The organism is Wolbachia endosymbiont of Trichogramma kaykai, from assembly GCF_045765165.1.
Taxonomy (GTDB): Bacteria; Pseudomonadota; Alphaproteobacteria; order Rickettsiales; family Anaplasmataceae; genus Wolbachia.
Genome location: NZ_JBJJXK010000001.1, coordinates 34,394 through 48,083, shown reverse-complemented (window position 1 = coordinate 48,083; position 13,690 = coordinate 34,394). Strand labels below are relative to the sequence as shown.

The 13,690-nt window shown below is 33.7% G+C and carries 10 protein-coding genes, 1 tRNA gene and 8 pseudogenes; 9 read left to right on the top strand and 10 right to left on the bottom strand.

Features of this window, described 5'->3' with window-relative positions; genetic code table 11:
- Nucleotides 1-5 precede the first annotated feature (5 nt).
- Nucleotides 6-296, top strand: coding sequence for a Sec-independent protein translocase subunit TatB (gene tatB / locus wTKK_RS00280; protein WP_407511482.1), 291 nt, complete (start codon nucleotides 6-8; stop codon nucleotides 294-296).
- Complete coding sequence (locus wTKK_RS00275; protein ID WP_407511481.1) at nucleotides 268-1,644, top strand: PleD family two-component system response regulator; 1,377 nt, start codon at nucleotides 268-270, stop codon at nucleotides 1,642-1,644. Before tatB ends, wTKK_RS00275 begins: the two co-directional genes overlap by 29 nt.
- 22 nt (nucleotides 1,645-1,666) lie before the next feature.
- Here wTKK_RS00275 and recO read toward each other — a convergent pair whose 3' ends face one another.
- The gene (gene recO / locus wTKK_RS00270) at nucleotides 1,667-2,395 is read right to left on the bottom strand and encodes a DNA repair protein RecO (RefSeq protein ID WP_407511480.1); all 729 of its coding nucleotides are present in this window, start codon (nucleotides 2,393-2,395) and stop codon (nucleotides 1,667-1,669) included.
- Nucleotides 2,396-2,591: 196 nt separating this feature from the next.
- On the opposite strand from recO, the gene wTKK_RS00265 reads away from it, so the two are divergent.
- Complete coding sequence (locus wTKK_RS00265; RefSeq protein WP_407511479.1) at nucleotides 2,592-3,140, top strand: hypothetical protein; 549 nt, start codon at nucleotides 2,592-2,594, stop codon at nucleotides 3,138-3,140.
- Between the two features lie 49 nt (nucleotides 3,141-3,189).
- Nucleotides 3,190-3,408 (top strand): annotated as a pseudogene (locus wTKK_RS00260) (transposase); the annotation flags it as partial.
- Nucleotides 3,409-3,497: 89 nt separating this feature from the next.
- Here wTKK_RS00260 and wTKK_RS00255 read toward each other — a convergent pair.
- Nucleotides 3,498-4,455 (bottom strand): annotated as a pseudogene (locus wTKK_RS00255) (integrase core domain-containing protein); the annotation flags it as partial.
- A 43-nt stretch (nucleotides 4,456-4,498) separates the two neighbouring features.
- Between wTKK_RS00255 and wTKK_RS00250 the strand changes: the two are divergent.
- The 5 pseudogenes from wTKK_RS00250 to wTKK_RS06195 form a co-directional block, all read left to right on the top strand.
- Nucleotides 4,499-4,783: pseudogene (locus wTKK_RS00250) on the top strand (phage tail sheath C-terminal domain-containing protein); the annotation flags it as partial.
- A gap of 11 nt (nucleotides 4,784-4,794) precedes the next feature.
- Nucleotides 4,795-5,202 (top strand): annotated as a pseudogene (locus wTKK_RS00245) (phage major tail tube protein); the annotation flags it as partial.
- Nucleotides 5,201-5,731 (top strand): annotated as a pseudogene (locus tag wTKK_RS00240) (Rpn family recombination-promoting nuclease/putative transposase); the annotation flags it as partial. The pseudogenes wTKK_RS00245 and wTKK_RS00240, both read left to right, overlap by 2 nt.
- A gap of 132 nt (nucleotides 5,732-5,863) precedes the next feature.
- Nucleotides 5,864-6,120 (top strand): annotated as a pseudogene (locus tag wTKK_RS00235) (phage tail assembly protein).
- Nucleotides 6,121-6,229: 109 nt separating this feature from the next.
- A pseudogene (locus tag wTKK_RS06195) lies at nucleotides 6,230-6,861 on the top strand (phage tail tape measure protein); the annotation flags it as partial.
- Here wTKK_RS06195 and wTKK_RS00220 read toward each other — a convergent pair.
- From wTKK_RS00220 to rpsD, 8 genes and pseudogenes are all read right to left on the bottom strand, one after another.
- Nucleotides 6,862-7,142: pseudogene (locus wTKK_RS00220) on the bottom strand (IS110 family transposase); the annotation flags it as partial.
- Nucleotides 7,143-7,677: 535 nt separating this feature from the next.
- A complete protein-coding gene (secA, locus tag wTKK_RS00215; protein ID WP_407511477.1) occupies nucleotides 7,678-10,329 on the bottom strand; it encodes a preprotein translocase subunit SecA in 2,652 nt (883 codons plus the stop codon).
- Between the two features lie 613 nt (nucleotides 10,330-10,942).
- Nucleotides 10,943-11,815, bottom strand: a complete 873-nt coding sequence (lipA, locus tag wTKK_RS00210; protein ID WP_407511476.1) for a lipoyl synthase — start codon at nucleotides 11,813-11,815, stop codon at nucleotides 10,943-10,945.
- Complete coding sequence (rpmB, locus tag wTKK_RS00205; RefSeq protein WP_407511475.1) at nucleotides 11,808-12,122, bottom strand: 50S ribosomal protein L28; 315 nt, start codon at nucleotides 12,120-12,122, stop codon at nucleotides 11,808-11,810. Before rpmB ends, lipA begins: the two co-directional genes overlap by 8 nt.
- A gap of 54 nt (nucleotides 12,123-12,176) precedes the next feature.
- Nucleotides 12,177-12,500 carry a DUF721 domain-containing protein gene (locus tag wTKK_RS00200; RefSeq protein WP_143689050.1) on the bottom strand — a complete coding sequence of 108 codons (324 nt, stop codon included), beginning with the start codon at nucleotides 12,498-12,500 and terminating at the stop codon, nucleotides 12,177-12,179.
- A gap of 266 nt (nucleotides 12,501-12,766) precedes the next feature.
- Nucleotides 12,767-12,961, bottom strand: a complete 195-nt coding sequence (iscX, locus tag wTKK_RS00195; RefSeq protein ID WP_407511474.1) for a Fe-S cluster assembly protein IscX — start codon at nucleotides 12,959-12,961, stop codon at nucleotides 12,767-12,769.
- 20 nt (nucleotides 12,962-12,981) lie between these two features.
- Nucleotides 12,982-13,068, bottom strand: a tRNA-Leu gene (locus wTKK_RS00190).
- Nucleotides 13,069-13,073: 5 nt separating this feature from the next.
- Nucleotides 13,074-13,688: a 30S ribosomal protein S4 gene (rpsD, locus tag wTKK_RS00185; RefSeq protein ID WP_407511473.1), complete on the bottom strand. Its 615-nt coding sequence runs from the start codon at nucleotides 13,686-13,688 to the stop codon at nucleotides 13,074-13,076.
- Nucleotides 13,689-13,690: the final 2 nt, after the last annotated feature.

Here is a 13,690-nt window from a genome sequence, read left to right as displayed (position 1 = left end):
GAAAAATGTTTAATATAGGTCTTTCAGAAATTTTAGTTGTAGCTTTAGTGAGTATAATTGTTTTTGATAAAAGTAAAGTACCCGTATTTCTTAATCTTATTAAAGATATATATAGGTATTTCTGGGTTGTAAAATCAAGAGTTAGGAGATTGTTGAAGGATACCGGAATTAAAGAATTATATGAAGGGAATAACGTTGAAAAAGTCAATTACATAATTGGTGAAGATGGCAAGCTTTATCCTACTTACAATGTAGATAGCACAAAAAATGACAGCAAAAATCCTAGTAGTAGATGATATACCATCTAATGTTAAGCTTTTGGAGGCTCAGCTAAAAGCAGAGTACTATACAGTTGTTGTAGCTTATGATGGCGAGGAGGCGATAGATTTAGTAGCGGAACAGCAGCCAGATATTATCTTACTTGATGTCATGATGCCAAAAATGAGTGGTTTTGAGGTTTGTAAGAAGCTAAAGAATGATCCCTTAACGACTTATATTCCAATAATTATTGTAACTGCGCTGCATGACACTCATGATAGAGTGGAAGGAATTAATGCTGGTGCGGATGACTTTCTAACTAAGCCGATAGATGAAACTGCTTTATCTGCAAGAATTAAGTCTCTTGTGCGCTTAAAGATGATAATAGATGAGTTGTGCTTGAGAGGAGAAACTAATGCTGAGATTGGTGGAGTAGCAGAAAGCAGTATTATGGATTATTCTAATCAGATTTTTGATGCTAACATACTTGTTGTAGATGAGGACACCTTTCAAGCAGAGCAGATACACAATGTTCTAAAGCAACGCTTCAGATCAATTAAAATACTGCACGATCCAAAAGAAGCATTAAAGGTTGGTATTAAGGATAATTACGACCTGATTATTTCTGACATGCAGTTTTCAAAAACTGATGGCCTAAGGTTGTGTTCTAAGTTTCGTAGTAAAGTAGAAACACGTTATACACCAATTCTGATCCTTTCTGAAGATTATGATAAAAGCAATTTAGTAAAGGCACTTGATGTAGGTGCTAATGATTATTTAACAGTACCTTTAGATGAGAGTGAATTAATAGCTAGGGTTAATTTGCAAGTGAAACGCAAAAGGTATCAAGATGCCTTGAGAATGAATTTATTTAATAATGTAGAAATGTCTATAAAGGATCCATTAACTAACTGTTATAATAGAAGATATTTTGATGCACACTTAAGAAATATTGTTAAGGATTCTGTGGAAAAAGATAGAAGTTTATCTCTTATGATACTTGATATAGATTATTTTAAGATGGTGAATGATAACTTTGGGCATAATGCTGGAGATGAACTTTTAAAGGAAATACAGAAAAGAATTTCTGAAAATATCAGAGTGACAGATTTATTAGCTAGGTTTGGTGGTGAGGAATTTGTTGTTGTAATGCCAGATACCAATGTATCAGATGCGTATACTATTGCAGAGAGAATAAGGAAAATTATTGCCAAAGAACCTTTTATACTTGTGGGTAAAAATACAACCCATAATGTAACTGTGAGCATTGGAGTTTCAGCAATGCAAAGATCTGACCTTGATGATGTTAAAAAATTTATAGTACGTGCTGACAAATATTTATATAAAGCAAAAAACAGTGGTAGAAATAGAGTGGTTGCTGGTTGAAGTTCTTTCAAATAAGTAGTAACTAAGATTCAAATAATAGCATAAAATTTCTCAACTCCGGAAATTTCGCATTTAACTGGAGAAATAGATATTTATTTAAAAAATACCCTGTAATTTTTAACCCTAGTCTGAATTCTTGATATGAGTAGCTATTTTGTAGGTTGTTATTGTGTACATCATGCAACATCTGTGGAAAAGGTAGTAATTTATCTGCATAACAGTCACCTACTTTTTTTGACACTGCTCTACCAGTTTTTGGAGAAATAAACTGTAGATTTTCTTTCACACCTGTTACAGCACATTTTGATAGGTCTAACTTAAATCCAAGTTGCGTAAGAAGCAGAAGCTCTAAGTTAAGGTAATGACTTCGCCAAAACTGGCTATTATGTTTTATTACATCGATGAAGTGTCTAAAATTATCATACAACTTGATGCAGGATTCACTTTCTGGAAGCACTTTCTCTAATATAGACGAGAAAGAAACAATAGCAATGCTTTTTAACCTATCTTGAAAGAAATGATGAAATGGAGAGTCAATCAATTCGCACTTTAAAAAACCTAGATTTTCAGGTAGCTTAGCACTCCATTCTGTATGTAATAGATTACTTATTTGAAACTTATAATTGCTATTGTTTGTTAACCTAGTTAATCCTCTGCACTTTCCATGATTTTTTGTAAATAGAGAAAGAATTAAATTTTTATCACCGTATTTTTTAACAGCTATAATAACACCTTCATCTTTCCATCTCATTTAGAGTATATTGACCATATGATATTATAGATATGATAAAATTAATGTAGCAAATTTGAGTTTAAGTCAACTGAAATATATTGACTTTATGTGCAATATTAGCTTTAAACCAGTAAAATAAGCTGCTTAACATATGCGCCCTCTCTACTTTAATTATATTCTTCTTTTGTTTCTATGTTGTTTTTTGCTTTTTTCAATGAAAGCCCAAACGGATGATTCGTCAGTTATTCCTATACCACAAAGAAAAAAAGAATTAGTTGAGTTAGTACAACCGAGGCAAATTATTGAAATAAAGGAAATTGATGAGGATATTCCAATTCCCAAAAGAAAAAAGGGTGTAGAAAGAAAACTAAGAGAAGACATTAAAGAGGTGAAAAATGAAATAAGAGATAAGAAAAATATTGAGAACAAAGATGATGAATTGGCTGTAACAGAAATTATTAATTCTATAAGGGATAAACTGACAGAGTGTTGGAGCATTCCTGAGGGCATAGTTTATAAAGAAAGTTTTAGTATAAAAATTAACTTATTATTATCTAGTAAAGGCGAGATCGTTGTAGCCAACGTAGCAGATAGTAGTTCTTATCAAAATGATCCTCTTTTTAGATCAGCAGCAGATAATGCAATGCGTGCAGTATATAAATGTAGCCCGTTAATTGGCTTACCTGCTGAGCAGCATCACATTTGGCGCGAAGTCACGTTAGATTTTATTGTCCCAAATTTAGGAGAAAAACCCTGGACTTAAAGTCCATCCTTTTAAGAATATAATTTTAAGGTGAAAAATCTCAAAGAATGTGGAACGTTATAGAAAAAGCAGTCACTCTGTATATGTATCACATAGTGTGGATAACAAAATATCGATATCCAGTATTAGTTGGAGATATTGGACAGAAAGCTAAAGAAGTTGTACAAGAAGTATGTGCAAATAATCAAGTAGAGAGGTAGAATTGCGTCAACATGTATATGTTTCTGTATCCCCATACTTAAGTATTAGTAAGTTAGTGCAGTTAATATGTGCTAGACACAAATTAATCTGACAGGTGAGAATTAACTTACAGAAGAATTGAAAACTAATATCAGTCTTTTGTTTAATGTTGCTAATATTTTTCTGAAAAGCAATTTGTTTGCTATCAAGACAATTTTGCATAGGCATAGCAATATTTGCCTTAATGAGGCCTTGTCTCATTGTAAGAACGCAGCCAATGATCAACATCAATCTGCAAATCTTTCAAAGAGCTGTAGATTTTCTTTCTAAAGATAATATTGTAACACTCATCTTGCTTAGTTTTATGAAACCTCTCGCATATTCCATTAGTTTATGGAGAATTGGCCTTAGTTCTTGAATGATCAATGTTTTCAATTCCCAAATAAAGCTGATAAGCATGATTCTCTGGTTTGCCACATTCCCTATCAGTCAAAATGTGTGATAATGTCACATTTTATCCATCAAAGAATGGTATATTAAGAGGATCTGCAGCAGTGATTGCAGTTTTGTCTGTTTGCCATAGCAACCCTTGAATAGGTATCAATGAAAGTTTGCTGGTAGATCCTTCCTATACCTTTGATATTGCCTACATAATAAGTGTCTTGAGAACCCAAATAACCAGTGTTTCAATTTCACCATCTTTATTCTTTCACTTTCTCTAAAGCTGCAAGTTGCTCTTCAGTTAAAATTATTTCATCTTGTGCAACCTTCGCTTCAAGGGCTTTAAGTCTTTTTTGAACGTTTTAATGTCGTTTCTTAGCCTATACAACCACCTTCGGATACCTCTTTTCTCAGCTCATTTGCAACTCTTTGCTGTCCATATGCTGGAAATTATGTTGCAATATTTACTACTGCTCTTTCTATATCTTCGGAAACTATGTTTGCAAATAGCGGTTTTTTCTTACTGATTTCATGTAACGCCTCTTCTCCTCCATTTTCGTATAACTCCTTGAATCTATAAAACGTATCTCTTCAATATCCCATTACTTTGCGCTTGAGATACATTCCCGAGCTGTTTTGCTAGCTCTAATAAACCTAGTTTTGGTTTTAATATTTTTGTTTGTATTGTATTCATTTCTAACACTCCTTTCTTTTATTATTTTATAACTTACTTTTTTAAACTGTCAGATTTAATCAACGATAGTCTACTTCGAGCTCATTTATGGGCAGTTGATCGCAATATCACCAAAACTTATATAGATGATGTGATTGAGGGGGTGAATTCTTATTTGGCCAATTTAAAAGTACAAGGAGCGATTATTAGCGGAAAATGTTATGCAACTCCAGAGCTCAATACACCAACAAATATTGCAAGCGGGAAAGTATATTTTAATTTCGAATTTACACCACCATATCCGGCAGAACAAATAATATTCAGATCTCATCTCGTAAATATAAGTTAGGAGAAAGCAAAGTGTTACCGAAAATACTGAGAAATTTTAACGTATTTGTTGATGGTCGTGGTTATGCAGGGAAAATTGATGAAATAACCTTGCCAAAGTTTACCATAAAAACTGAAGAATACAGAGCTGGTGGTATGGATATTCCAATAAATATTGATGTGGGCATGGAGAAACTTGAAGCAGATTTCACTCTTTCTGAATATGATACAGAGCTCTTTCGGCTATTTGGGTTGATAAATGGAAATTCAGTTTCTTTGACGCTAAGGGGCGGATTACAAGGCAGTGGAAGTAATGATATTGAAGGAGTAATTATCAACCTCAGAGGCATATTCAAAGAATTTGACTTTGGTAGCTGGAAACCTGCTGAAAAAGCAAAGCTGAAGTGTACTGTTGCTGCCCATTACTACAAACTTACTATACCATGACCTTAAGGAAATTGTCTTTATTGCTATAGCAGATTGTATACTATTTTCCGATAAGTCTGAGTATAAATCAAAACACACTATTCGTGATGAAGATACTAATGAGCGCGATCTAAAAGATTTTTATTTTGTATTTATTGAACTGCCTAAATTTTCCAAAACTAAAGAAGATCAGCTTTCAAATATAGTTGAAAAGTGGGTCTACTTTTTTAGGTATGCAGATGAAACTAGTGAAGAAGAGCTAGAGAGAATAATAGGAAGTGATCTAATAATTAAAAGAGCGTCTGAAGAGCTAAACAGATTTAACTGATCAGAAAAAGAGTTTATAGCATATGAACAGGAGACCAAGCGTATTCGTGATGAACAAGCTGTTCTTGCTCAAAAGCTTGGTGATGCCAAAAAAGAAGGAAAGATTGAAGTTGCAAAAGCGATGTTAACTAATAATGTTGATATTAGCACTATTGTCAAGTCTACAGGTCTTTCTGTCGATGAAGTTCAAGAATTAATTCAAGTTAAGGAAAAATAAACCCTACTATCATCTTTATATTGAGAAATTTAGTATGAAGGATCGTTAATCAAACACAAAAACTATAGTAAAAAAATTAGTTATATAAAAGCCGATATAGACTTTTATTTAATTAACTTTTTCAGGAGAAGTATGCAAGCTATAATACTTAATAACCCAATAACAATTGATGGAATTTCTGTTTCAGAACTTACCATTAGACGTCCAAAAGTTAGAGACTATTTGGCAATAGAACGCATTCATGGTAGTGATCTAAGTAAGGAGTAACTTTGACTGCCAATTTGATATCAGTTGCAAAAGAAGCAATTGAAGAGTTAGGTATTGCTGATTATGTGAAAATTCAAGAGGTATTAAAGGATTTTGTTTCATCGATTATCCAAAAAACTTGAGATTAGAAGTATTAATGTTCAGTTCTGTTATAGGAGGAGGGGTTGAACAAATACTTGATATGGAGATTAATGAATTTATCTTACGGAATAAAGCAGCGAGGAAGGTACAATGTCAACGTTATCTATAAAAATCGGAGCAGTCTTAGATGGTAGTTTCAGTACTGTAATAAAAGGCAGTAGTAGTCAACTTACTCGTCTTGGTGAGAATATAAGAAAGCTTGACTCATCTTTAAAATCAGTATCAAAGTTTAAGAAGTTGGGTCATGATGTTTTGACTAGCAAGAGGTCATGGAAAGGCTTTGAAGATCAAGTAAAATCTTTAGCTAAACAAATGAAGGCAATAGAGAAACCTAGCAAACTTTAACAGCAGAATTTGACAAGGCCAAAACCTCCGCAATAAAAGCAAAAGAAGAATATTTAAAAAAGAGAGATGCTTTGCATTCATTTAATGAAGAAGTAAGGAAAAGTGAAAGAAATATTAAGTCATTAGTAAGTGATCAATATAAACTTGGTTCTTCTATTGAAGTGCTAAAAGGTAAGTATGGTAAGCTTGGGTATGCAATACGTAGTCACCAAAGTTTTTTAGCAAGCAAAGCACATTTTAAGTCACAAATTATAGAGACTATTGGGCTAGGGCTAACGCTTGCAGCTCCAGTTAAAGTTGCGATTGACCTTGAAAGTGCTGTGGCTGATATTAAAAAAGTAGTAAAGTTTGACGATGAAACAAGAGAAGTTGACAAAAGTTCTGTGAGACAAGATAAAACTTTTTACTTTTCGAGTATTTGCTTGATGTACTCCAATATTCTTACCAACAAGAAAATGTGATAAACCAAGCTCATATTTGCCTGTATTTCTAAAGTTACCAAAGAATTAGGTAAGATATCTGAAAACTTTTTAAACAACAGTTGCCAACCATCAGCATTATTGTCGAACTTGATAATGTTATTTTGGTTGTAAACTGCAGCAACATTTTTAAATTTTTCGATGTCAATGCCAATAAAATTTTGATAAGATGTAACCACAATAAGCCTCGATAGTTTTAGTTAATTTAAGATTGTAAACGGGCGTATATATATTTCCCAAACAACTATTCAAACGTATCGAGAGATAGGGCTAGTGTACCTTGATACAAACGGTTGTAATACCAATTGGTTTTCGGTCCCACACGCCCGTGATAACTCTATTCCTATAGTGGGTAGAGTTATCTTCCCTGTTACTTCATTTATATCATGTTTTTAATTTACAATCTTCTAAATTAACGCGCTTTAACTCTCTTTCCAGCCATTTATTCCCTAAGCCATCAGTATATTGCACATTTGTACTTACTTCACTCATTTTAATCCCAAATTTATTTGGTATCCATCTTACTCACTTTTTTATTTGTGGGTAAAAGTGAGATTTAAATCCGATTGAGAAGTTCTGATCAAGCACGCCATAAGAAAGTCTCTACAAAACTTTTGGCCCAATATTAATTCGGCTATTTTTATTTTGTCTTTCAGAGTGCTCGAGCAGGTCTTACTTCGGTTAGCTATAGCAGATATAATGTGCTTGCAACAACTAACTCACTACGGCAACTGCACCGTGACAGTGTTTGTATTTTTTTCCAGAGTTACAAGGACACTTGTCATTTCTTGAAACTTTTGGAAGTCTGCTATTTTTAGTAGAGCGTGACCTATTGCCTATTTCTTGATTGTCTATCAACTTAAAGTGCGCTAGGCGGTGAATGGTAAGCTCCCTCCACTTTTCAAGCATCGACTCAAACATTAAGAAAGATTCGCGTTTAAATTCATTCAGTGGATCTTTTTGCCCCATGGCACGCAAATTTATGCTTTGTCTTAGGCTCTCTAAGACCGAAAGGTGCTCCCTCCATAAATGATCAAGTGTCATGATCATCACTTGTTTAACTATCGTATTCCATAAATCTGTAGTTTGTTGACTATTGAAATATTTTTCTTTCTCAGTAAAAAATTCTTGTATCTTGTCATTTATATAATCCAAGGCTTCTTGCTTATTGAAAAACTCTTCTAGATTAAGCGTTATCCCGTATCTTATGTGGAATTCTTTTGCAATATCTTGAACATAATCTTCGTAATAACCACTTTGTACTATACCTTCTATTATATCCTCATTTACTTCACTATATACTTCAACTAAATCATTGATTTCATTGTTTAAAATATGATTTCTCTGCTTAAAAATAACTTTACGTTGATTATTGATTACATCATCAAACTTTAGCAAAGACTTCCGGACCTCATAATTTCTAACTTCAACTTTCTTCTGTGCTTTTTCAAGTGCTTTATTAATCCATGGATGATGAATAGCCTCGTTGTTCTTTAGTCCCACTCTTTGCAAAAAATTCCTCATTCTATCAGAACCAAATATCCTCATTAAATCATCTTCAAGTGATAGAAAGAACTGAGAAAGTCCGGGGTCACCTTGGCGGCCAGAACGTCCACGTAATTGATCATCTATTCTCCTGCTTTCATGCCTTTCGGTTCCAATAACACATAAGCCACCAGCTTTTATAGCAATCTCCTTATCTTTTTTTACTCTTTCTACTATTTCTTGATATTTTTTTTCTCTTTCATCAGCATTTTTTATTTTCTCGAGCTCTATTTTTGCAATCATTTCAACATTTCCACCAAGCTGAATATCAGTTCCACGTCCTGCCATGTTTGTTGCTATAGTAATGCTGCCTGGTATTCCAGCTTGCGCTATTATATACGCTTCTTGTTCATGATAACGAGCATTCAATACTGAATGCTTAAGGGAATGACTTTTCAAAAGATCGGAAAGTTTTTCAGAATTTTCAATACTCACAGTGCCAACAAGCACTGGTTGAAGACGTTTGTGACATTCCGCTATAAACTTCAATACAGCATTAAATTTTTCTTTTTCTGTGCCATAAATTTCATCATCAACATCTATTCTTTTAACAGACACATTAGTTGGAATTTTTACTACATTTAATCTATATATATCACGAAATTCTTCTGCCTCTGTTGCTGCTGTTCCTGTCATACCAGAAAGTTTGTTGTACATACGAAAGTAGTTCTGAAATGTGACTGATGCTAAAGTTTGACTTTCATGCTGAATTTCAAGATTCTCCTTTGCCTCCAGTGCCTGGTGAAGACCATCAGAATATCTCCTACCTTCCATCATGCGCCCAGTAAACTCATCAATAATTACCACCTTACCGTTTTTCACTATATAATCTTTATCAGCAGTAAACAGCTTATGTGCACGAAGTGCTTGATCTATATAATGAGTCAGTATAATGTTGCCAGTATCATAGAGCGAGGAATTTCCAGGAATGAGGTTATACGATTTTAGTAATTCCTCCACTCGTGAAATGCCATTTTCAGTGAGGAACACTGCTCTACTCTTTTCATCGACTTCATAGTCAGAATCAACTAATTTGATTACTATTTTATTGATGTGCTTATATATCTGATCATTTTCCTCAAGTGGGCCAGAAATAATGAGCGGAGTACGCGCTTCATCAATCAGTATGGAGTCTACTTCGTCTACTATTGCATAATTGAAGCCTCTCTGAACCATATCTTCTTGAGAAAATTTCATATTATCTCGTAGATAATCAAAGGCAAGTTCATTATTTGTTGAGTATACTATATCTGCTCTATAAGCCTTTTTTCTCTCGTCATCTTTCAAATTATTTGTAATAAATGCAACAGAAACTCCAAGAGAATTATATAATTTACTCATCCACTCTGTATCTCGTTTTGCAAGATAATCGTTAACAGTTACGACGTGCACACCTTTTCCTTCTAAAGAATTTAGGTATGCAGCTAAAGTTGCGACTAGTGTTTTTCCTTCTCCTGTTTTCATTTCTGATATCATGCCATTATGGAGAACCATGCCACCAATTAGCTGAACGTCGAAATGCCTCATGTTAAGGAATCTTCGTGATGCTTCTCGTACAACCGCAAATGCAGGTACGAGAAGGTCATTTAGTGTTTTTCCATTTTTTAGTTCTTGTTTTAATTCCGCAGTTTTACTAGCAAGATCCTCATCAGATAAGCTCTGCATTTCTTGCTCTAGCGCATTAATCTGCTGAGCAATTTTTCTGAAGGATTTTATTATCTTCTTGTTTGTTGATCCAAATATCATTTTTTTTAAAAAAAGTGACAACGTAAAGATGAAGAATATAAGAGTAGTTGTTAAAACTAACGTAGAGTCTGGCATAAACTTAGGTAAAGTTTTATTTAATATGAGATTATATTACTAAACGTAACCTGCGGCAATTAGATTCAGAAAATCTTTATTTACAAACTAAGGAAAAGATTCTTGCAGATGAAATGTAAAAGAGTCTATTTATTTTATTAAATACTATAATTAATAATTAAACTTTCTTAATAAATTATTAAAATAGTGTTAAGCTACATGTATAAAACGGTTAGTGGAGTTACAATGTTAAGCAATATTATGAAAGTAAAATGAGACAAAAGTGGAACATAGTCTAGGGGAGCCACTGAAGGTATTAAATGATGTAAGTGTGCTTTGCTCTCAGTTAGAATGTATCCGTTCAGCAGAGTGGTAAAATAAATTAGACGAAACTAATAAGTGGGTATCATGAAAGTAGCTATCATTCACTCTTTGCATGCAAAAAACAATGATGTCATTCCAGCGCGTGACCAGTTCTGATTGCCTGGTCAGTCCTCTTGATTTCAGTGTTAGGCTACTCGAATAACAGGTGTTACTGAAATAACGCTGATGGGCTACTGAAAGGATAAGAGGCTACTTGAATGAAAAGAAAGGAAGCAATGGCTTGCACATTTCCTTGAACAGATAGGTTAAATTAGGTTGAAGTTTTAGCAGCAGCAAGTCTGTTAAAATCTTCTTCAGCGTGGTACGATGACCGCGTTAATGGGCTTGATGCAACTACCAAAAAGCCTTTGGAATAAGCAATATATTTATAATGCTCAAACTCTTCTGGGGTAACATATCTATCAACCTTTACATGCTTTGGAGTTGGTTGCAAATATTGACCAATTGTAATGAAGTCAACTTCGGCGCTACGTAAATCATCCATAACCTGAAAGATTTCTTCTTTTGATTCTCCAAGACCAACCATAAGCCCTGACTTCGTAAAAAGTTTAGGATTAATCTGTTTCACCATCTTTAGCAAATATAGTGAATGAAAATAACGAGCTCTTGGTCTTATTTTTGCATACAGCCTTGGTACTGTTTCGATGTTGTGGTTATAAACATCAGGTGATGCAATAGCTATTGCTTCAAACGCTCCTTTCTTATTTAAAAAATCAGGAGTGAGGATCTCTATTGTTGTTTCCGAAGTTATCTTTCTAATTTCTTCTATACATCCTATAAACTGATTTGCACCACCATCTGGTAAATCGTCACGGTCAACAGAGGTAATGACAACGTGCTTTAAATTTAACTTTTTTATTGCTTTTGCTAAATTTTCTGGTTCATGAGGATCGAGCTTATCAGGAGTGCCAGTTGCAACGTTGCAAAACGCACAAGCACGAGTACAAACAGAACCGAGAATCATCACAGTAGCATGACGTTTATTCCAACATTCACCAATATTTGGACACGCAGCTTCTTCGCATACCGTATGTAAGTTATGTAGCTTAACAGTGTCTAAGGTTTCATTGAATATTTTACCAGCTGGAGCTTTCGCTCTGAGCCATATAGGCTTACTATGCATCTGAAACAGCTAATTCTACCTCTTGTTTTGCTAAAGCTTTCTTTAATCTTCTTTTTATCTTTTGTGCTTCTTTACTTAGTTTAATTGTTTTTGTATTGAGCAAGAAAGCATCAAGATCACCTTTATAGTCTATAGTTCTTAAAGTTCTTGTTGCTATACGAAAGCTAAGCTTTTTGTCTAATATATTACTCATCAATGTAACTTTATGTAAATTCAAGAGAAAAGTACGCTTTGTTTTACGATTTGAATGTGATACCTTATTACCAAGAGACTTTTTTCTATTTGTTAACTCACAAATTCTACTCACTTCAATATACCAATTTATCCTATGCAACTAGGTTAACCTGATATAGTTAAATAGTCAACTCCCTTGCTTGATTTTTATACCGTATACTGCTTTATAGCCAAAAAACACTGTAATTTTTTCTATTACAAGAGAAACCATATGCTGCATTTCTAATGCTTTGCTGCCATTTGTTACTAAAAGATACAGCACACCAGAGTTTACGTTTTGTGCGTATGAGATCTTTTGTGGTTTTGTACATTCTGCTAATTCCTCTCCAACTATACTTTTCCAGTTTAAAATAAGACGTATTTCATTTTTGCTGATCTTATTTTTCATGCATTTTAATGCATAGTTTTCTATTATAGATTTTAATTTCTTTGGCCCGCTATATTTAAACATCCTTCCAGTGCTTAAAATTAAATTATATTACAACTCTCTTATACAAAAAACTAACTTATTGTTTTCATGACCCTCGGCCTCACACATAAAAAGCAGTATTTGTATATCTAGCATTTGCCAGAATTTTGTGTTTCCTACCTTGTAATCATTTTTAATTTTAATTTGTTAAATTATTATGAAGCTAAGTAAGATTCGAGTAAAGTATAGTATTTCCAAGAAGATTATCTTTTTACTGCATGCCGTAATTTTCTTATAGCTATTGTTTTTTAAGATCTTTCTGCAATCCAAGCTGCTTGAATAGCCTCTAATATTTTTTCATTACAATACTTTTCATCATCATCAAACTCTTCTAAATCCAAGACTTTTCTTTTAAGTTCAGTGAATCTAATAGTAATTATATCTTCATCTGGAAATTTCTCTTCTAGAGCTTCTGCAACATCTTCTATATCAAGCCATTTCATACTTCTTTAGTAAATTAAACTGGTGCCCATGGGGAGACTTGAACTCCCAAGGTCGCAAAACCCACGGATTTTAAGTCCGCTGCGTCTACCGATTCCGCCACACGGGCTTTATTTATCTAGAGTAAAATTCTACTACTAAATTGACTTCCATGTCTGCTGAATATGGGACTTCGGAATATTGAGGGGCTCTCAAATACTTCACTGAAAGTGCTTTGCTATCTGCCTCTAAATAATCTGGAGCCTTACGTTCTTGTTTTTGTTCAGCCTCTATTAATATAGGAATTTTTGCTGCTCTTTCCCTTATTTTTACTATATCACCAGGCTTCACTCTATAACTTGATATGTTAACCACCTTATCATTAACTGTAACATGTTTATGAGATATAAGCTGTTTTGCCGAGTAAATTGTTGGCAAAAAACCAGAGTGATATAAAACAGAACTTAACCTTGATTCTAAGGCACCAATAAAATTATCAGCCGTATAACCCTTTCTTTTGTAAGCATCTAAAAATGTACGCCTAAGCTGTTTGCTTGAAATTGCATAGTAGAACTTAAATTTTTTATGTGCAGCAAACTGCTTACCAAAGTCAGATAACTTCTTAAATCCAAGAATACCATGCTGACCTGGAGGATATTTTCTTTTATTGACCGAATCTTTTGCTCTACCCCATAAGTTCACACCAAGCCTGCGACTGATTCTATACTTTCTATTGATAACAGTTGTCATAC